Source organism: Mycolicibacterium aichiense (genome assembly GCF_010726245.1).
GTDB lineage: Bacteria > Actinomycetota > Actinomycetes > Mycobacteriales > Mycobacteriaceae > Mycobacterium > Mycobacterium aichiense.
Map to the genome: position 1 here is coordinate 785418 of NZ_AP022561.1, position 18419 is coordinate 803836.

Here is an 18419-nt window from a genome sequence, read left to right on the forward strand (position 1 = left end):
GTCTACCGCGTCAGGATCGTCGCCGCGGCGGTACCCGGCGCGCCGTAGAGCTGGGTGAAACCGACCTTCGGCTCGCCGGGAATCTGGCGGTCGCCGGCCTCGCCGCGCAACTGCCGGACGATCTCGTGGATCTGTCGCAGGCCGGACGCGCCGATCGGCTCTCCGTTGGCGATCAGCCCACCGTCGGTGTTGATCGGCATGGACCCGTTGATCTCGGTCTCGCCGTCGGCCAGCAGCCGCTCCTGGTCGCCGTCTGCGCAGAACCCGCATTCGGCCATGTGGATGATTTCTGCGCCGGCGTCGGTGTCCTGCAGTTGGATCACGTCGACGTCTTGCGGTGACACACCCGCCTTGTCGAACGCGGCGCGGGCCGCGTGCACAGTCGGTGCGACGTCCTCGTCGACGGGGCCGAAGGTGGTGTTGACCTCGTAGGCGCCGTAGCGGCGGGTGCGGACTTCGACCGCCTTGAGGTAGACCGGCTTGGATGTGTACCGATGCGCGATGTCGCCGCGGCACATGATGACCGCAGCGGCACCCTCGTCGGGCGCGCAGAACATGTACTGCCGCAGCGGGTAGTTCAGCACCGGCGAGGCCATGATCTCCTCGATCGAAATCTCCTTGCGGCGGAATGCATTCGGGTTCAGCACACCATTGCGGAAGTTCTTGTTGGCCACCCGCGCCAGTGTCTCCTCGGAGATGCCATGGTCGTGCAGGTAGCGGTTGGCTTTCATGCCGAAGAACTGCGTGGTGAGGTACTGGCCGTTCTCGGCGTACCAGCGCGGCATCCCGACCAGGGCCGGGTCCTCGGTGAAGGCACCGCGCGGATGCTTGTCCAGCCCGATCGCGATACCGATGTCGTAGTCGCCCAGCCGGATCCCGTCGGCACACGCCTTGGCGGCGCTGGCCGCCGTCGCGCAGGCATTGAACACGTTGGTGAACGGGATCCCGGTCAGCCCCACCATGCCGACGATGGCGTCGGGGTTGGCGACCGTCCAGCTGCCGCCGGTGGCGAACTGGATGTCCTTCCATTCGATGCCGGCGTCGGCGACGGCTGCGAAGATCGCGTCGACGCCCATCGCCATTGCGGATTTGCCGTCGAATCGTCCGAACGGGTGCAGGCCGACGCCGATGATGGCGACATCGTTCATGTGCGCGGGTCCTCTCTGCAGGCCGGCACGAGCATATATGAACTGTAATTCTTACAGTAGGCGCTGCAGTTCATTGCTCGGTTCGCAACTCGAACCCTCGGGCTACCCCGATTCGGCGAGCAGGCGACGCAGGTTTCCCTTCACGAGCTTGCCCGTGGGCGTGCGCGGCAATTCGTCGACGAACTCGAAGCGACGAGGCACCTTGTATCCGGCGATACGATCGCGCAGATCCCTGGTCAGACGGTCCACCAGGGCTTGGCTGGGTACCAGTCCGGCGCGCAGCGCGAGGACTGCTGTCACCAGCTCGCCGTATTCGTCATCGGGTACCCCGAGTACCGCCACGTCGTGGACGTCCGGGTGCAGGGTCAGTGCGTCTTCGATCTCCTGCGGGTAGATGTTGACTCCGCCCGAGATGATGGTGAATGCCTGGCGGTCCCTCAAGAACAGGTACCCATCGGCGTCCAGGTAGCCGATGTCGCCACAGGTGGACCATGTCGGATGGTCGGCAAGACTTGCGGCGGCGGTCTTTACCGGGTCGCGATGATAGGCAAATGGCATCGTCTCCCGTTCGAAGTACACCAGACCTGTTTCACCGCAGGGGAGTTCATTTCCCGCGTCGTCGCAGATGTGAATCGTGCCGAGCTTCGCGCGGCCAACCGACCCGGGCTTGTTCCGCCACTCGTCGGGTCCGATCATCGTGATCCCACTGGCCTCGGTGGACGAGTAGTACTCGTGCAGCACCGGGCCGAACCAGGACAGCATCTTTTCTTTGACTTCGGTAGGGCACGGCGCGGCGGCATGGATGACGCAGGTCTGCGACCGCACGTCGTACCGGGCTCGCACGTCCTCGGGCAGTCGCAGCATGCGTACGAAGTGAGTTGGTACCCACTGACTGTGGGTGACGCGGTACTCGCCGATCGTGCGCAGGGCTGTCTCGGGGTCGAACCTGCGTGCGGCCAGCACGGTTCCCCCGAGCGACTGCACGATCATGCCGAAGCGCAGCGGAGCTGCGTGGTACAGCGGCGCTGGGGAGAAGTACACGGTGGCCGGCGACATCGCGTAGGCGCCGCCGAACGTGGCGACGTAGGGGTCGCCGGGGTCACCGACCTGCCGGTTCGGCAGTGCCGGTTTGATCCCCTTCGGTCTGCCGGTGGTGCCCGAGCTGTAGATCATGTCGGCGCCGCGAGGTTGGTCGGCCGGTGGGATCGGTGAGCCCGCGGCGGTGAACGCCTCGTACGAGTCGAAGCCCGGCACCTGGCCGCCGTAGGCGAGGAGCAGTCGCAAGGCCGGGGCGGGTGTAACGGCTCCCGCGGCGAGATCGGCCAGGTCCGCCGAGACGATGAGCACGCCGGCCCCGCAGTCGTCGATGATGTAGCCCGCCTCGGCCGCGGTCAGGTGCGTGTTGACCGGGGTCAGGTACAGCCCCGAGCGCAGGCACGCCCAGTACACGACGAACATCTCCACGTCGTTGCTGGAGAGCAGCGCGACGACGTCACCGCGTCCCAGGCCGGCCTTGCGCAGGGCATCGGCCAGGCGCGTCGACCGTTCTTCCAGCTGCCGGTAGGTCAGCCGCTGACCTTCGTCGACGATGATCGCGGCCGGTTTGTCGGGATCGATATGGGCGTGAACTCCTGGATACACCGAGATGTCCTTCCTCTATTCTTATGGCGTGGATCACAACGACGGCGTGTCACTCGCGTCGTCACTGTCGGACGAGCAAGCGCGGGCCCTGTTGGCCGGCTTGCGGTCGCTGACCGCCCCGAATACGCGTGATGCGCGCGACGCGGTCTCTGACGCGTGGTCATTGCTGGCTGAGGCACTGTCGGAGGCGCCGACCGCCGAGATGGTGATGGCCGCGTTGCTGACGCTGCGCAACACCGACGAATCGTTGCGGGCCGAACAGGAGAGGTCGCGCCGGCTGGGATCTGTGCTGGCTCGACTGGAGGCAGCGCCGTGCACGATCGCCGGGCTGACCGCCGTCGCTCCGCAACTCGTCGTCGACCTCGGTTTCGACCGGGCGATCTTTTCTCGCATCGTGGATCACGTCTGGGTGTCGCAGTCGGTGTGCATCCCTGACGATCCGCAATGGGCCGCCGAGATCAACAAGGTCGGTCAGGAGCAGCCGCAACCGCTGGTGCCCGGTCTGCATGAAACCGAAGTCGTACGCCGGCGCGAAGCGCGGATCGTCACCGACGTCCAACACGATCGTCGAGTGCACCGTCCGATCGCGGATGCGTCGAGGTCGCGGTCCTACGCTGCGGCACCGGTGATGTCCGGCGGCCGGGTTGTCGGACTGCTCCACGGTGACTGCTACAAGCAGGACCGCGACATCGACGGCATAGACGTCGAATTGCTGGCGGATTATGCCAACGCGCTGGCGCTGGCGCTCAGTCGCGCCCGGGCGGTGGAACAACTCGACGCTTTGGGATCTGCGCTCCGGTTGGCCGCCAACGACTGCGACGAGGCGGTCGCCGGGGCGCACGAGTTCACCCTGGACGACGACGTGCGGACCCGGACCGAAATGCCGTCGGCACCGAGAGTTGTTCGCCGGGTCCTGAATTCGGTCCGTTCCGTCCTGACGCCGCGAGAGACCGAGATTCTCGAACAGATGGCCCAAGGCCGGACCAATGCCGCGATCGCCGCCAAGTTGTTCATCACCGAGGGCACGGTCAAGCAGCACGTGAAGCACATTCTGCGCAAGGTCGGCGCCGAGAATCGGGTCGAGGCGGTGTCGTTGCTCTACCAGTCGGACCACGCCTGACGCGCTCACCCCAGCAGTTCGACGGTCACCGACCGAGTGGGACAGGCCGCGACGACCGCATCGAGCTCGGCCAAGCGCGATGCATCCACCAGATCACCGTGCAGGTGTGCACGGCCGTCGTCGTCATCGACTTCGAACAGATCAGGAGCCAACCCTTCGCACATCCCGATGCCGGCGCACCGGGCGATGTCGATCGTCACCCGGCATCGGCTCATCGGCCGACTCCCGGATCGAACGGCATACTCAGCACGCCGCGAATGAAGTTGGTACGAACCAGCTCCGGCTCGCCGGTGACGAAATTCGGAGTCTGGTCCCGCAGTTCCCGGAACAGGGAACGTAGCATCACCTTGGCCAGCTGGCTCCCGAGGCAGTAGTGGATGCCGCCGCCGCCGAATGCCATGTGCGGATTCGGATTGCGTTGCAGTTGGAATGCATTCGGATCGGTGAACACCGTCTCGTCACGATTGCCGGAGGCGTACATCATGACCACCTTGTCGCCGGGCAGGATCTGCTGTCCGGCCAACTCGTAGGGGGCCACGCACGTACGGCGGAAGTTCTGCACGACCGATCCCCAGCGCAGGAATTCCTCGGTCGCCAACCCGATCCGCACGTCGAAATCGTCCCACAGCCATTGCCGTTGATCGGGAAAATCGTTGAGGGCCTTGGCCGCCAGACTGGTGGTGTGCCGTGTGGTGTCGTTTGCGGCCACCGAGAACAGCACCATGGTGGCGCCGATCTCGAAGTCGGAGAGCTTCTCGCCGTCGATTTCGGCGTGCACCAAAGCGGTCAGCAGATCCTCTGCCGGTTCGTTGCGGCGCAGTTCGATGAGTTCCTCGGTGATCTCGTGGATCCGCAGGGCGGCCTCCACCTGTACTTCAGCAGGGTCCCGGCCGGCCAGCAGCACCGGGTCGGCCCACGCCTGCGTCTCGTCGGCGGCGTGGACCACCGTCGCGCGCAGCTCCTCGGGGAAGCCGAACATGTAACCGAACATCTCGGTGGGCAGGTGGCGGGCGACATCGTCGACGAAATCCACCTCCGCGCCGGCACGTGCCTTGTCCACCGCCGCGGCGACGATCCGCTGTGCCCGCTCGGCGATATCGGATTCGATGCGACGGATCTGGCGGGGCGTGAACACCGACGAGACGAGTCGGCGCACCTTGTGGTGCTGGGGGTTGTCCATCGCCAGGAATGACATGGCCATCTCCAGGAACACCGGCGGCAGCATGTCGAACATCACGCCGTAGCGGGAGACGAAAACCTCGGAGTTCTGGCTGATCTCGAGGATGTCCTGGTGCCGCACCACCGCCCAATAACCTGGATCGTCGGGGTCCGGGGACACGGCGGTCTCGATAGGTGGTTGCCAGCTGACCGGCCGGTCGCGCCGCAGTTCGGCGAAGATCGGCTCGCGCTCAGGGAGATCCAGATCCCAGAAGGCATCCGAGGACACGTTCAGCGGGTCGTGGCGCCGGGTGGCGGCGACGTCGTTGGTCGGCGGCAAGTCGACGTCGTCGTCCTCGTCGTCGAACGACAGGTCGGCGCAGAAGAGTTCGTTCTCGGTACTGGTCATCGCGAGGCTCCTTGGTCGGCGTGGCTGAGCAGCAGGTCGTAGGGTTTGGCGTCGCGACCTCCTGACAGATCGAGGTGGACGGTCTTGATCTCGGTGTAGGCGTCCAACGCGTCCGGACCGAGTTCACGGCCGAGGCCGCTCTGCTTGTAGCCGCCGAACGGCACGTGGCAGTTGATCTGGTGCGCATCGTTGATCCACACGCTGCCGGCCTGGATACGTCCGGCGATGTCGAGCGCGCGGGCATTGTCGGAGCTCCAGATGCTGGCTGCCAGGCCGTATTCGGAGTCGTTGGCGATCCGCACGGCGTGGTCGCTGTCGGTGTAGGGAATCACGACCAGGACGGGGCCGAAGACCTCCTCCTGTGCGATCCGCATGACGTTGCGGACTCCCGTCAGGATCGTCGGCTGGAACCAGAAGCCGTCCCGGTCCAATGCCTCGCCGCCGAGTGCCACGGTCGCGCCTTCGGCGACTGCGCCCCGAACGTAGTCGAGGATGCGCTGCTGTTGTTTGGCGTCGATCACCGGGCCCATATCGGTATCCCAATCGCGCGTAGGACCGATGACGATGGTCTGCGCCCGGTCGACCAACCGCCGGACGAATTCGTCGTGCAGATGTTCGGGTACCAGTGCGCGGGTGCCGGATTCGCATACCTGACCGGAGTAGACGAAGCAGCCGTAGAGCACGCCGTCGACGGCCATGTCGAGGTCGGCGTCATCGAGCACGATCGAGGGACCCTTGCCGCCGAGTTCGAGGGTGACGTGTTTGACGGTGCCGGACGCCAGACTCATGATCTCGCGACCGACGGCGGTCGATCCGGTGAAGGCGATCTTGCCGACATCGGGGTGGCTTGCAAGCCGGGCGCCGGCGTCGCGGCCGTCGCCGGGAACCACATTGAGCACGCCGGGCGGTAATCCGTTCTGCTCGGCGATCCGGGCGAACGCCAAGATGGACAGCGGTGTGTGCTCGTCGGGTTTGACCACCACACTGTTGCCTGCGGCCAGTGCCGGCCCGACCTTCCACAGTGTCAGCAGCAGAGGGAAGTTCCATGGTGCGATCGCCCCGACAACGCCGATCGGCTCGCGATGCACGACCGACTGGCTCAAGGCCGGGAAGCTGGCGATCGGGGCGGGGCGTTGCCAGGCGTAGGTTTCGGCCAGGTCGGCGAAGTAGCTGAAATGTGCCAGTGCGTAACCAATGTGGAATCCGGTGGCCTGCCGCACGGTGGCACCGTTGGCGCTGAGTTCGAGTTCGACGAGTTCGTCGGCGACGTCCGTCGCGGCAGCCACGATCCGTCGCATGATCGCGGCGCGTTCCTGCGGGGTCTTGGTCCGCCACACCCCGGACTCGAAGGTGTCTCTCGCGGCGGCCACGGCGGCGTCGATATGCCCCGCGTCACCGCGCGCGACGGTGGCGATCGGTGCGCCGGTACTGGGATCGACGATGGTCATCAGCCGGTCCGAGTCGACTTCCTGTCCGCCGATTCGCATTGAATGATGCTGTAGTTCAACGGTTGTCATGTCATCTCCCCGGATCAAGGATGATCTTGGTTGCCTCGCAGGCTTCGAACATCCGGTAGGCTTCGGCCGCCTCCGACAGGCCCATCCGATGTGTGATGATCGAACTGGGCCGCAGCCGGCCGGCAACCGTCAACGCGATCACCTCGTCCATGTACTCGGTGATGTGCGAAACCCCCATCTCCACCTTGATTCCCTTGAGGTAGAGCTCACCGAACGGAATGGTGATCGCGTCCTCGGTGTACACCCCGGGGATGGACAGGGTGCCGCCGGCGCGCACCAGCGAGATGGCCGACAGCAGGGCCGATTCGTGGCCGACGGCGTCGACGACGACATCGGCGCCGCGCCAGTCGGTCAGGTCCAGCACGGCGTCGGCCGGCTCGACCTGATCGGCGTTCACGGTGATGGCGCCCTGGTTCTCGGCCTCTTTCAGGCGAGTGTCGACCCTGTCCACCACGATCACCTGGCCGGCTCCCAGGGCGCTTGCCGTCATCGCCGCGCACAGACCGACGGGACCGGCGCCCACAACAGCCACGGTGTCACCGGGCCGCATGCTCCTCGCCACCGCCTCGTACCCGGTCGTCATGATGTCGCCCGCGAACAGGATGTCCTCGTCGAACCGCGCATCGTCGGCAGTTCCCGCATCGGGAATGCGGCGCGCGGTCAAATCGGCGTTGGGCACCACGACGTACTCCGCTTGCCCGCCCGCCAGATCGCCCAGTGCCAGACCCAGGCCGAAAATTCTTGAGCCCGCGCAGTTTCCGGGTTGATGTCGTCTGCACTGATAACAGGATCCGCAGCTGACCACACACGAACTCACCACGCGGTCACCGTCAGAGAACTGTCCTACCGCATCCCCGGTGGCAACGACTGTGCCCAGGAACTCGTGGCCGAGCACGATGTCGGGCTCGACCTCCAGTCGGCCTTCGTACGGGTGCAGGTCGGTCCCACAGATCGCGGTCCGCTCCACGCGAATGATGACGTCGGTGGGATTTGCGATCGTCGGCACCGGGACCTCGGCCACCTCCACGACATGCGGTGCGCGCAGCACCGCGGCCCGCATGACGTCAGGCATTGGTGGCCGCATCCTTCTCGGCGATCTTGGTGCGGTACATCGGGAACAGCGGCTTGGTCAGCGGAACGAGCTTCAGAATCTTGTTGACCGGTCCCTTCGCCTTGACCTGGCCCTTCGCCAGACCGATCGCGAGGTTGTAGTCACCGCGCCAGAACTGGTCTGCGGTGTCCCCGCGCATCAGCAGCGTGACGTCCGGCTTGACGTCGGTGGGGCCGGGAATGACTTGGTAGTCGTCTCGGAACGCCATCGTCATCTCACAGTCCGGGTCGGTGTAGATGACCCGCATGACGATGTTGGCGCCCCTGAGCTTGGGACCCGATTCCGGGTGTTGGCCCGCATCACGGAACACGCCGCCGATGTACTTGTCGAGTTCTGCCTGATCGGTGAAAAAGCCCATGGTCTCAGTCGCTTTCGGTCTCGGCTGTTGCGGTGATCACGATGCAACCATCGGATGGAGATTCCGGGTCAGACCCGAGGGAGGACTGTTTGTATCCCCGAAGAGGTACCGCGTGGGATCTCAGCCGGTCAGGTCGCGTCCCATGTGCGCCCACCGCGCGTCGGTCCGAAACGAACGGACGACTGTAAGACGCACAGTATCGTGACCTACGTGGCGTCCACGATCGAGCACAAGACCACGTTCTGCCGCATCTGCGAGCCGCTGTGCGGCATGGTGGCCACCGTCGAGGACGGCCGTCTGACAGCCCTGCGCCCGGACAAGGACCATCCCCTCTCGGCCGGTTTCGCCTGCCAGAAGGGCATCGCGTTCACCGAGGTGCAGAACGATCCGGACCGGGTGACCACACCGCTTCGCAAAGGCCCGGATGGCTACGAAACCGTGAGCTGGGACGAGGCGCTCTCCGATATCGCCGCCCGGCTGACGCAGATCCTGAACGCCCGCGGGGCGGGCGCGGTCGGCTGGTACATGGGCAACCCCGGTGCCTTCAGTTATGCGCACACCTTCGCGGCCCTGGGCTTCATCAAGGGCCTCGGCCGCGGCGGCCACTACTTCACGGCGTCGTCGCAGGACACCAACAGCAGGCTGATCGCCAGCCAGATGCTGTACGGGGCCCCGACGTCGGTGCCGATCCCGGATCTGACCCGCACCGACCTGCTGGTCATGATGGGCGCGAATCCCGTTGTCTCCCATGGCAGCTTCCTGACCGCGCCGCGGATCAAGGACCGCATGCACGACATCGTCAAGCGGGGTGGACGCGTCGTCGTCGTCGACCCGCGCCGCACCGAGACGGCGGCGGCCTTCGAGTGGCTGCCCATCGTGCCCGACGCCGATTCCTTCCTGCTGCTGTCGCTTCTGCAGGTGATGTTCGCCGAGCGCCTCGTCGACACCGCACGGGTGAACGCACAAGCCGACGGCCTCGACTGGCTGCAGTCGCTGTGTGCGCCGTTCACCCCGGAGTCGACCGCGACGAGTACCGGCATCGACGCCGACAGTGTTCGGTCGCTCGCCCGGGATCTGGTGCGCGAGCCCCGGGCGGCCGTCTACGGCAGGCTCGGTACCTGCGTCGGCCGGTACGGCACACTCACCACCTACCTGATCGATGCGGTGAATCTCGTTGCGGGAAACCTCGATGCACCCGGCGGATCGGTGTTCAGCTCGATGGAGACCGTCGGAGGGCGCTGGCAGGCCACGATGATGGGTCTCGCGATGCGCCGCTCATACCGCAACCGGTCGCGGATCGGCGGGATCCCCATTGCCGTCGCGATGGAACCGGCCGCGCTGATGGCCAAAGAGATCACGACGCCGGGCGACCGGCAGATCAGGGCGATGTTCGTCTCCGCGGGCAACCCGGTGCTGTCGGTGCCCAACGGCGACGAACTCGAGGCGGCGTTCGAGTCGCTGGAATTGTCGGTAGCCCTTGACTTCTACGTCACCGAGACGACCGGCAGGTGTGACTACATCCTGCCGGTGACCACGATGTACGAACGCGACGATTTCCCGTACACGTTCCAGGCCTTCCAGGCCACGCCGTTCCGGCAGGCCACCGAGGCCGTGGTCGCCCCGGCGGGACAGGCCCGGACAGAATGGGACATCGTTGCCGATCTGATGGCCCGGCTGGCGCCCGCAATACCGACCTTCAGGGTGTTCGCCACCGCACGTAAAGCACTGGGGCGCTTCGGGGTTGACCTCCAGCCGCTGATGATGATCGACGCGCTGATCCGGATGTCGCAGGGCGGTGACCTGTTCGGACTGCGTCGCGGCGGCCTGACGCATCGCCGGTTGACCGAGGAACATCCGCACGGCGTGGTGGTGGCACCTCATATCCGCACCGGGGCGCTGCGCAATTCGGTGGCCTATCTGTCCCGCCGGGTTCGGCTGAATCATCCCGGTATCGCCGCTGAGGTCGAGAAGCTCGGCAGCAGTGGTCATCCCGAGGGCTATCCGTTGCGGATGATCGGTATGCGCGAGCCGCGTTCGGAGAACTCGTGGATGCACAATTCGCCGCTGCTGATGCGGGGGGAGCGGGGTCACCGCGCGCTCATCGGAGTCGACGACGCAGCCGAATCGGGCATCGCTGACGGTGATGTGGTGCGGGTGTCGTCGCCGTACGGCGAGATCACCGTCGAGGTGATGACGACCAAGGACCTGATGGCCGGCGTGATCGCCGTCCCGCACGGGTGGGGGCACACCGGCACCGGGACGTGGAAACTGGCCAATCGCGCAGGCGGGTCCAACGTCAACCGGTTGACCTCGAGCGAGCCCGAAGACGTCGAGTCGCTGTCCGGGATGGCCTGGCTGACCGGCGTCCCGGTTCGCGTTGAGCGCATCTCCGAAGGGGTCGCAGCCAACCCGGCCTGAGTCAGGCGATCGCGCCCGACTCCTTGAGCGCCTCGATGCGGTCCCAGTCGACGCCGATCTCCATCAGCACGATCTCGGTGTGCTCGCTGGCCTGCGGTGCGCGGGTGGTCTCCAGCGGTTCGTGATTGAACTGCACCGGCCCGCGAACTACCTTGAACGGCTCCCCACCGTCAGCGGCCTCCACCTCGACGATCATGTCGTTGGCGATCGCCTGGTCGTCGGAGGCCAAGTCCACCAGACTCTGGAACGGCGCCCACTGACCCTTCATCGTCTTGAGGTGCTGACGCCAGTACTCGAACGGCTTGGCGGCGATCGCCGCGGTGATCAGTCGGACACCCTCTTCGGCGTTCTGGATCAGCGGCATCACATCGGCGAACCGGGGGTCGTCGGCGAGTTCGGGCAATCCGAGGTGTTCCCAGGTGTCGCGGATGTAGCCGGTCGGGCTGACGATGCACAGGTTGATCGTGCCGCCGTCGGAGGTCAGGTAGTTGGCCATGAACGGGTTGACCGATGTCGTGGTACCCGGCATCAGCGACCGCATGGTCTCCCCGGTCTCCATACCCTGGGTGACGCTGGCGCCGGCTGCCCACCACGCGGTGCTCAGCAGCGACACGTCGATCTCCACCGCCTCGCCCGTCCGCTCCCGATGGAACAGCGCCGCGGAGATGCCGCCCGCGATGTTCATCCCGCCGATCGAATCGCCGAACGCCGGAATGCCCTGCGGCAGAGCACCTCCGAGCTCCTCAGGGGTGAGCGCATGACCGACGCCGCTGCGCGTCCAGAACGCGGTCCCGTCGAAGCCGCCGACCAGGCGCTCGGGTCCCTTGTCGCCGTAGGCGCTGCCGCGGGCGTAGATGATGTTCGGGTTCACCGCGCGGATGTGCTCGACGTCGAACTTGTTCTTCTGCCGGGCCTGCGGCATGTAGTTGGTCAAAAAGACGTCGGCCGTCTTCGCGATCTCGTACAGGACCGCCTGACCGTCGGGTGTGGAGACATCGATGCCGACGCTGCGCTTGCCGCGGTTGGGATGCTCGATCAGCGGGTGCCGGTTCGGGTCGAGTTGAAAACCGCCCATGTTGATGAAGCCGCGCTGAGTGTCGCCGCGGACCGGGTGCTCTACCTTGATGACGTCGGCGCCCCAATCGGCCAGGATGGCGCCGGCCGCCGGCACGAACGTGAACTGCGCGACCTCCAGTACCCGGATGCCGTCCATCACCTTGATCACGATCAATCCCCTTCGTCCGGCGGTGGTAACCACATTCTCACACCCCGGACGCTGCGGGTCGAGGAATCGGACGAACCCTCCTGCAGGTAATTACTGTAACGTTTACCGTTGACCGTCCGGGAACAGAAGGTGGTGCATCGGTGGGCGAGCAGGGTGCGAGCGTCGAACTGGGCTTGCGTGCGGCACAGCGGGCCGAACCCCGGATGCTCATCGACGGGAAACTTGCTGCGGGCGCCGACGGCGCCGAGTTCGACAACGTCAGTCCGGCCACCGGCCGGGTGTTGGGGGTGACCGCCGCCGCCGGTGCCGCCGATATGGATCGCGCTATCGCCGCGGCCCGGCGGGCCTTCGACGACACCGACTGGTCCACCAATCGCGCGCTGCGCACGCGGTGCCTGGCCCAGCTTCAGGCTGCGCTGGAGTCCGAGAAGGAAGACCTGCGTGAGGAGCTGGTCGCGGAGGTCGGCTGCCCGCTGATGTCGACCGGCGACGCTCAACTGGAGTGGCCGCTGGCCGATTCGCTGCGCTACCCGTCCCGGCTGATCGACGAATTCGACTGGGAGCGAACGCTGGACGGCGGCGGGCTGTTCGGCTATCGCAACGTCCGCACCGTCGTCAAGGAGCCGGTCGGCGTGGTTGCGGCGATCACCCCGTCGAACTACCCGATCGAGGTCATCCTCAACAAGCTCGGTCCGGCGCTGGCCACCGGCAACACCGTGGTTCTCAAGCCTGATCCCAACACCCCGTGGAGCGCCACCCGCGTCGGCCGGCTGGTCGCCGAGCACACCGACATCCCGCCCGGTGTCCTGGGCGTGGTGCCCACCCCGGACAACGAGGTCGCCGGGCTGCTGGCCACCGATCCGCGGGTGGACATGGTGTCGTTCACCGGATCCACCGCCGTCGGCAAGCAGTTGATGCGCGCCGGCGCCGACACCATGAAGCGCACATTCCTGGAACTGGGCGGCAAGTCGGCGCTGATCGTGCTCGACGACGCCAACCCGGCGCACATCATTCCCGGTGCGGTCGGCGTCTGTGTGCATGCCGGGCAGGCCTGCGCGCTCACCACGCGGTTGGTGATCCACGAATCGCTCTACCCCGAGGCACTGGCTGCGATCACCGCCGCCTTCCAGTCGGTGCCGGTCGGCGACCCGGCGCTGCCGAGCACGTTCGTCGGCCCCCTCGTCAGTGCCAAGCAGAAGCAGCGGGTGCTCGACGCATGCGACCAGGCCCGTCGTGACGGTGCTGAAATCGTGGTCGGCGGAGGCAGTTTCGACGGCCTGCCGGACTATCTCGCCGGTGGGCATTTCGTCGCACCCACCGTGATCATCGGTGCCGACCCCCGGTCGGCGATCGCCCAGCAGGAGATCTTCGGGCCCGTCCTCGTGGTGTTGCCGTTCCGCGACGACGAGGAGGCGATCCGCATCGCCAACGACAGCGCCTACGGTTTGGCCGGCGCGGTGCTGTCGGGGTCCGTGGAGCGGGGCACCGCCCTCGCGCGCCGGATCCGTACCGGCTCGATCGGTGTCAACGGGGGAATGTTCTACGGCGCCGACGCCCCGTTTGGGGGTTACAAGAACAGCGGCGTCGGACGCCAGTGCGGTATCGAGGGATTCGAGCAGTACCTGGAGACCAAGACCCTCGCGTTCCGCGCCCCACGCCTGCGATAGGAGGAAGCCCAATGGGCAAGCTGGACAACAAGGTTGCCGTCGTCTCGGGGGCTGCGCGAGGACAGGGCCGTTCACACGCGATCGCACTGGCCGCCGAGGGTGCGGACGTCGTCGTGCTGGACATCTGCGCCGACCTCGAAGGCAACACTTATCCGCTGTCGCGGCCCGAGGACCTCGACGAGACCGTGTTGTTGGTGGAAAGGGAAGGCGCGCGGTGCTTCTCCGCGATCTGTGACGTCCGGGAGCGCGGTGCGGTGTGGCAGACGATCGCCGATGCCGTCGATGAGATGGGGCACCTCGACATCGTGGTCGCCAACGCCGGTATCTGCCCGATGGGCAAGCGCCAGACGCTGCAGTCATGGTCGGACACCATCGACACCGACCTGGTCGGCGTGTTCAACGTGATCCAGGCCAGTATGCCGCACCTCAACGATGGCGCATCGGTGATCGCGACCGGCTCACTGGCGGCGCAGCTGGGCAGCGCCACCAACCAGGGCCCGGGTGGATCGGCCTACAGCCTGGCCAAACAGATGGTCGCCCACTACGTCAACGATCTGTCAGTCCAGTTGGCCAGGAGGATGATTCGGGTCAACGCAGTGCACCCCACCAATGTCAACACCGACATGTTGCACAACGAGGGCATGTACCGGGTGTTCCGGCCCGATCTGGCGTCGCCCACCCGCGACGAGGCCGAGTTGTCGTTCCCCGCCATGCAGGCGATGCCGGTGCCCTACATCGAGCCGCACGATGTGTCGGCCGCGGTCGTCTTCCTGGCCAGTGACGACGCTCGCTACATCACCGGAACGCAGCTGCGCATCGACGCGGGGGGATACGTCAAGACCAAGCCCTGGAAGGGCTAGACGACCTCGAAGGTCACCGGCAACGATGTCGGTGACCGGAACGGCTGACCGTGGATATGCGGATCGTCGTCGGTGATCAGCGTGATGTCGCCCAGCCGATCCAGCAAGGACTCCAACGCCACGCGGGTCTCCATCCGGGCCAGGTGCAGACCCATACAGGTGTGCTCGCCCGCGGCGAACGTGATGTGCGGGGTGTGCTTGCGGAAGATGTCGAATCGCTCGGGGTCCGGCCAGCGGTTCGCATCGCGGTTGGCTGAGCCCATGCACACGTCGATCACCGAACCGGCCGGTATCGCAACACCTTCCAGTTCGCTGTCCTCGGTGGCGAGCCGCTGCACGGTGGTCAGCGGAGTCTCGTACCGCAGCCCTTCCTCGATGGCCGGCGCCAGGAGTTCACGGTTGGCTTGCACCGCCGCGAACTGCTCGGGGTGGGTGAGCAACAGATAGAGCAGATTGCCCGACGACCGGTAGGTGGTTTCCAGCCCGGCCGGGAGAAGCAGCCGAAGGAATGAGTAGATCGCCTCGTCGGTCAGCTTCTCCCCGTTGATGTCCGCACTCACCAGATCGCCGATGATGTCGTCGGTCGGCGTCGACCGACGTTTGTCGATCTGCTCCAGGAAGTAGTCCTTGAGCGCAGCTGAGGCCTCGAATGCCTTTCGGTAGTCGACGGCGTAGCTGATCAGTTGGACCGCGCGGCGACGGAAGGTGGGTAGGTCTTCCTCGGGTAGACCCAGCAGCCGGGTAATGACGCGGGTGGGGAATTCGAACGTGAATGCCCGGACGAGGTCGGTGTGCCCGTCGCTGATGAATTCGTCGATCAATCCGTTGACGATGGGACGGACCACCTCAGGCTCCCAGCGCGCCAACGACTTCGACTTGAACGCCGCGGAGACCAGATTGCGGTGATCCCAGTGGACCTTGCCTTCCATCGCCAGCAGCGACGGCCCGATGAACAACCCGATGGTGGAGTCGTAGATCGCGGAGTTGAAGACCCGACCGTCGCGCAGCACCGTGTTCACCGCGTCAAAAGACACCGCGGCATACTCCCGTTTCGGGCGCAGCGACTCCGGTGTCTTGGAGTAGTCCATCACCGTGCCGCGGAAAACACCAGGGCCGCGGCGCATCTCGGCAAAGAACGGATACGGATCGCGTAGATAGTCTGCGGGCAATTGCGGCACGGCGGTGTCCATTACCTCTCCCACGCCGCGATCAGCTCGTCGGTGGTGGTGATGGTGGCCAGCAGGGCCAGGGTGTTGTCGATTACGGCGGTGCCGTACTCGGTGGGTACCCCGGCGACCGCATCGCGCGGCAGCACCACGCGGTAGCCGGCGTTGACGGCGTCCATCACAAGATTGGGAATCGCCACGTTCAGCGACACGCCGACGGCGACGACGGTGGTCGCACCGAGGTTGCGCAGGATCGCGTCCAGATCGGTACCGCCCATCGGGCCAAGACCATGCCAGCGACTGAGCACGAGATCGGTTGACTCCGGCCCGAATTGCGGCAGCAGCGTCGCGCCGGGGCTGCCGGGCGTGATGTCGACTCCGCTGGCGCCGATCGAGAACAGCGTGGCGTTGTGGTTGGAGCCAAGTCCGTCGGGCCTGCGCTGCACAAGGCAGTGCACCACCGTCACCCCGGCAGCCCGCGCGGCAGGCAACACGCGCGCGATGTTGGGTAGCGCCGCACGCTCCGCTTCGCGGGCCAGCGCCGCCAGTCCTGCATCCGGTCCGACGACCGCACCCTGCAACTCCTGGGTGACGACGACGGTATGGCCCGGGTCGACGAGCTCGGCATTCATACCTGAGCCGCCGCCGAAACGTCGTAGAACTGCTGTGCCCACTTGCGCATTGCCATATAGGGTTTCGCGTCGACCTTCGCCAGTGCCGGGTGTTCGACGTACTTCTGATAACGCCAGATCTCGAGGTCGTCCCACACCGTGCCCAGGTACTGCTTCTCCACCCGCTCGCGAACGTCGTCGGGCGGAATGTCACTGGTGTCGCCGGCTTTTCGCGGCCACCAGATCGAATAGAACATGTTGGACACCTCGTCGTCGACGGGCGTGCAGGCGAAGATCAGGCGGTGGTTCGACGAGCCCTCGAACGCGCTGATGGCGAAGCCCAGCCCGGAAAAGTGGCTGTGGATACGCAAGGCCATGGCCTTCGGGTCGCCGCTGCGGGCATCGGGCCAACCGGTGACGAAGCGCCACTCTTCACCGGCTGCCTCCCACTCCAGGCAGACCGGCGTGACCGTCGCGTGGTGTACGTAGTGGAAATGAGAACTGTCCGGGCCGTTTTCGGCCACGATCTGCGGATGCACCGGTTCGTTCTCGGCGAAGCGGGAGAACTCCGGGTACGGGCGGTAGTACTCGTCGGGGGTGGCGGTGAACTGCGGGAACTTGGCGAACATGTCGGGTAGCTCCCACCGGGGTGGCTCCCCGTCCGGGTGGTGCCACAGGAAGATGCAGCCGTGTTGCTCCTCGACGGGGTAGGTCCGAAGGCGCAGCCCCTTATTGGGCCGATCCGGCTGGTAGGGGATGTAGGTGTTGGCGCCGTCGGGCCCCCAGCGCCAGCCGTGGAACGGGCACTCGACGCAGTCGCCGACGACGGTGCCGCCATGCCCGATGTGCGCGCCGAGGTGCTTGCAGTGGCCCTCGAGCACGTGCAGCGCGCCGGCGGAGTCGCGATAGATCACCAGGTCTTCGCCGAAGTAGCGGAGCGGCCGGACGTCACCGACGGCGTACTCCGCCGACCAGCCGATCATGAACCAGCCGGTGACCTTCCAAGTGAATGGAACCTTCATGCGGAACCTCCCTGAACCGGTGTACTGACCAAATCGCCTGCGATGACCGCCTCGCCGAACGCGTCGATGTAGTCGAGCGCCGCCGCCGGGGTTGGAGCCTCGACGCGAGCGACCGCCCAGTTCGCGCCGTACGCGGCGAGCTCGCCAAGGGCGTCCTGCGCGTGGCGCAGCGAGGTGCTGTCGTCGAGGTCGATCCAGGGGCAGATGACTTGCACGTCGAGTACATCCGGGTCCCGGCCGGCATCGGCCAGGTCCTGACGCAGCCGGCCGAGCCGGGCGCCGAACGCGGCCGCGTCCTCCAGCGCATCCGTGCCGATTGCCGACGCCATGCTCGCGGGCACGATGAGTGGCATCCACCCGCTGCCGTACTCGACGACACGGCGCGCGGCGGCCGCCGTGTTGCCGCCGACCCAGATCGGTGGATGCGGGCGCTGCACGGGCGGCTGCAACCACATCGGACCGGTTGCCGTGAATCCCCGGCCACTGACCGGTGTTTCGGGGTCGGTCCAGATCGATCGCAGGGCGGCCAGGGCTTCGTCGAGGAGCGCGGCGCGGTCATCGACCTCGATGCCGAGCGCCGCGAACTCCGAGCGCAGGTAGCCGGCCCCCACACCGGCGATGAGCCGGCCGCCGGACAGGATGTCCAGGCTGCCGAGGGCCTTGGCGGACAGATACGGGTTGCGGAAGGGCAGCACGAACAGGTTGGTCATCAATCTGATCCGGCTGGTCACTGCGGCCATGAAGCTGAGCGCCGCGACGGGGTCGAGGGTGTTGTGCCCGCCGTTGCGGCGCCATTTCAGCGATGGCGCCGGATGTTCGGACAGCGCGACAGCGGCGAAGCCCGCCGCTTCGGCTCTCGACACGACGGCTCGGATCACGTCGGGGGAGAGGAAATCCTCGGGCGCGGTAGGGAGCTCACTCGGATACTCCAGTGTGTACCGCATCGCCCACCTGAGGGTTTCGGGGAACCGCGATCGGGCCGGTTCCA

16 protein-coding genes are annotated in these 18419 nt (G+C 66.2%); 4 read left to right on the plus strand and 12 right to left on the minus strand.

Translation table 11 applies throughout. The annotated features are described in order from the left end of the window. Positions 1 to 2 precede the first annotated feature (2 nt). Together G6N32_RS03820 and G6N32_RS03825 are read right to left on the minus strand one after the other, a co-directional pair. Entirely contained in the window at positions 3 to 1148 is a 1146-nt protein-coding gene (locus tag G6N32_RS03820; protein WP_115317295.1) for a thiolase family protein, read from the minus strand. Between the two features lie 102 nt (positions 1149 to 1250). Continuing rightward, positions 1251 to 2789 (minus strand): acyl-CoA synthetase, encoded by a 1539-nt coding sequence (locus tag G6N32_RS03825; RefSeq protein ID WP_115317294.1) that lies wholly within the window; start codon positions 2787 to 2789, stop codon positions 1251 to 1253. A gap of 28 nt (positions 2790 to 2817) precedes the next feature. On the opposite strand from G6N32_RS03825, the gene G6N32_RS03830 reads away from it, so the two are divergent. Beyond that, a complete protein-coding gene (locus G6N32_RS03830; protein WP_163789111.1) occupies positions 2818 to 3909 on the plus strand; it encodes a LuxR C-terminal-related transcriptional regulator in 1092 nt (363 codons plus the stop codon). A 5-nt stretch (positions 3910 to 3914) separates the two neighbouring features. Here the strand turns inward: G6N32_RS03830 and G6N32_RS03835 are convergent, their stop codons facing one another. From G6N32_RS03835 to G6N32_RS03855, 5 genes are read right to left on the minus strand one after another with little or no spacing between them, the layout of a single operon-like run. Next, positions 3915 to 4124 (minus strand): ferredoxin, encoded by a 210-nt coding sequence (locus G6N32_RS03835; protein ID WP_115317292.1) that lies wholly within the window; start codon positions 4122 to 4124, stop codon positions 3915 to 3917. Further along, positions 4121 to 5476 carry a cytochrome P450 gene (locus G6N32_RS03840; protein WP_115317291.1) on the minus strand — a complete coding sequence of 452 codons (1356 nt, stop codon included), beginning with the start codon at positions 5474 to 5476 and terminating at the stop codon, positions 4121 to 4123. The genes G6N32_RS03835 and G6N32_RS03840 overlap by 4 nt, the downstream gene beginning before the upstream one ends. Then, positions 5473 to 6993, minus strand: coding sequence for an aldehyde dehydrogenase family protein (locus G6N32_RS03845; protein WP_115317290.1), 1521 nt, complete (start codon positions 6991 to 6993; stop codon positions 5473 to 5475). Before G6N32_RS03845 ends, G6N32_RS03840 begins: the two co-directional genes overlap by 4 nt. A gap of 1 nt (position 6994) precedes the next feature. Further along, on the minus strand, positions 6995 to 8065 hold the full coding sequence (locus G6N32_RS03850; protein WP_115317289.1) for an alcohol dehydrogenase catalytic domain-containing protein: 1071 nt from the start codon (positions 8063 to 8065) through the stop codon (positions 6995 to 6997). Beyond that, the gene (locus G6N32_RS03855) at positions 8058 to 8462 is read right to left on the minus strand and encodes an SCP2 sterol-binding domain-containing protein (RefSeq protein ID WP_115317288.1); all 405 of its coding nucleotides are present in this window, start codon (positions 8460 to 8462) and stop codon (positions 8058 to 8060) included. The genes G6N32_RS03850 and G6N32_RS03855 overlap by 8 nt, the downstream gene beginning before the upstream one ends. 210 nt (positions 8463 to 8672) lie before the next feature. Between G6N32_RS03855 and G6N32_RS03860 the strand changes: the two genes are divergently transcribed. Continuing rightward, entirely contained in the window at positions 8673 to 10880 is a 2208-nt protein-coding gene (locus G6N32_RS03860) for a molybdopterin-containing oxidoreductase family protein (protein WP_232077473.1), read from the plus strand. Between the two features lies 1 nt (position 10881). On the opposite strand, the gene G6N32_RS03865 is transcribed toward G6N32_RS03860, so the two are convergent. Beyond that, entirely contained in the window at positions 10882 to 12093 is a 1212-nt protein-coding gene (locus G6N32_RS03865; protein WP_115318848.1) for a CaiB/BaiF CoA transferase family protein, read from the minus strand. Between the two features lie 215 nt (positions 12094 to 12308). Between G6N32_RS03865 and G6N32_RS03870 the strand changes: the two genes are divergently transcribed. Both G6N32_RS03870 and G6N32_RS03875 read left to right on the plus strand, forming a co-directional pair. Beyond that, a complete protein-coding gene (locus G6N32_RS03870) occupies positions 12309 to 13772 on the plus strand; it encodes an aldehyde dehydrogenase family protein (protein WP_115318847.1) in 1464 nt (487 codons plus the stop codon). 11 nt (positions 13773 to 13783) lie between these two features. Next, on the plus strand, positions 13784 to 14632 hold the full coding sequence (locus G6N32_RS03875; RefSeq protein ID WP_115317286.1) for a mycofactocin-coupled SDR family oxidoreductase: 849 nt from the start codon (positions 13784 to 13786) through the stop codon (positions 14630 to 14632). Here G6N32_RS03875 and G6N32_RS03880 read toward each other — a convergent pair. From G6N32_RS03880 to G6N32_RS03895, 4 genes are read right to left on the minus strand one after another with little or no spacing between them, the layout of a single operon-like run. Beyond that, positions 14629 to 15822 (minus strand): cytochrome P450, encoded by a 1194-nt coding sequence (locus G6N32_RS03880; RefSeq protein ID WP_115317285.1) that lies wholly within the window; start codon positions 15820 to 15822, stop codon positions 14629 to 14631. The two genes, G6N32_RS03875 and G6N32_RS03880, sit on opposite strands and share 4 nt — an antisense overlap. Further along, positions 15822 to 16430 carry a cysteine hydrolase family protein gene (locus G6N32_RS03885; protein ID WP_115317284.1) on the minus strand — a complete coding sequence of 203 codons (609 nt, stop codon included), beginning with the start codon at positions 16428 to 16430 and terminating at the stop codon, positions 15822 to 15824. The genes G6N32_RS03880 and G6N32_RS03885 overlap by 1 nt, the downstream gene beginning before the upstream one ends. Continuing rightward, positions 16427 to 17431, minus strand: a complete 1005-nt coding sequence (locus tag G6N32_RS03890; protein ID WP_115317283.1) for an aromatic ring-hydroxylating oxygenase subunit alpha — start codon at positions 17429 to 17431, stop codon at positions 16427 to 16429. The genes G6N32_RS03885 and G6N32_RS03890 overlap by 4 nt, the downstream gene beginning before the upstream one ends. Next, positions 17428 to 18375, minus strand: coding sequence for a TIGR03619 family F420-dependent LLM class oxidoreductase (locus tag G6N32_RS03895; RefSeq protein ID WP_115317282.1), 948 nt, complete (start codon positions 18373 to 18375; stop codon positions 17428 to 17430). The genes G6N32_RS03890 and G6N32_RS03895 overlap by 4 nt, the downstream gene beginning before the upstream one ends. Between the last annotated feature and the right edge of the window lie 44 nt (positions 18376 to 18419).

Coding starts and splice junctions, on each gene's coding strand:
- G6N32_RS03820 (WP_115317295.1), bottom strand. CDS start 1,148: ATGAACGATGTCGCCATCATCGGCGTCGGCCTGCACCCGTTCGGACGA.
- G6N32_RS03835 (WP_115317292.1), bottom strand. CDS start 4,124: ATGAGCCGATGCCGGGTGACGATCGACATCGCCCGGTGCGCCGGCATC.
- G6N32_RS03840 (WP_115317291.1), bottom strand. CDS start 5,476: ATGACCAGTACCGAGAACGAACTCTTCTGCGCCGACCTGTCGTTCGAC.
- G6N32_RS03845 (WP_115317290.1), bottom strand. CDS start 6,993: ATGACAACCGTTGAACTACAGCATCATTCAATGCGAATCGGCGGACAG.
- G6N32_RS03850 (WP_115317289.1), bottom strand. CDS start 8,065: ATGCCTGACGTCATGCGGGCCGCGGTGCTGCGCGCACCGCATGTCGTG.
- G6N32_RS03855 (WP_115317288.1), bottom strand. CDS start 8,462: ATGGGCTTTTTCACCGATCAGGCAGAACTCGACAAGTACATCGGCGGC.
- G6N32_RS03865 (WP_115318848.1), bottom strand. CDS start 12,093: ATGGACGGCATCCGGGTACTGGAGGTCGCGCAGTTCACGTTCGTGCCG.
- G6N32_RS03870 (WP_115318847.1), top strand. CDS start 12,309: ATGCTCATCGACGGGAAACTTGCTGCGGGCGCCGACGGCGCCGAGTTC.
- G6N32_RS03875 (WP_115317286.1), top strand. CDS start 13,784: ATGGGCAAGCTGGACAACAAGGTTGCCGTCGTCTCGGGGGCTGCGCGA.
- G6N32_RS03880 (WP_115317285.1), bottom strand. CDS start 15,822: ATGGACACCGCCGTGCCGCAATTGCCCGCAGACTATCTACGCGATCCG.
- G6N32_RS03885 (WP_115317284.1), bottom strand. CDS start 16,430: ATGAATGCCGAGCTCGTCGACCCGGGCCATACCGTCGTCGTCACCCAG.
- G6N32_RS03890 (WP_115317283.1), bottom strand. CDS start 17,431: ATGAAGGTTCCATTCACTTGGAAGGTCACCGGCTGGTTCATGATCGGC.
- G6N32_RS03895 (WP_115317282.1), bottom strand. CDS start 18,375: ATGCGGTACACACTGGAGTATCCGAGTGAGCTCCCTACCGCGCCCGAG.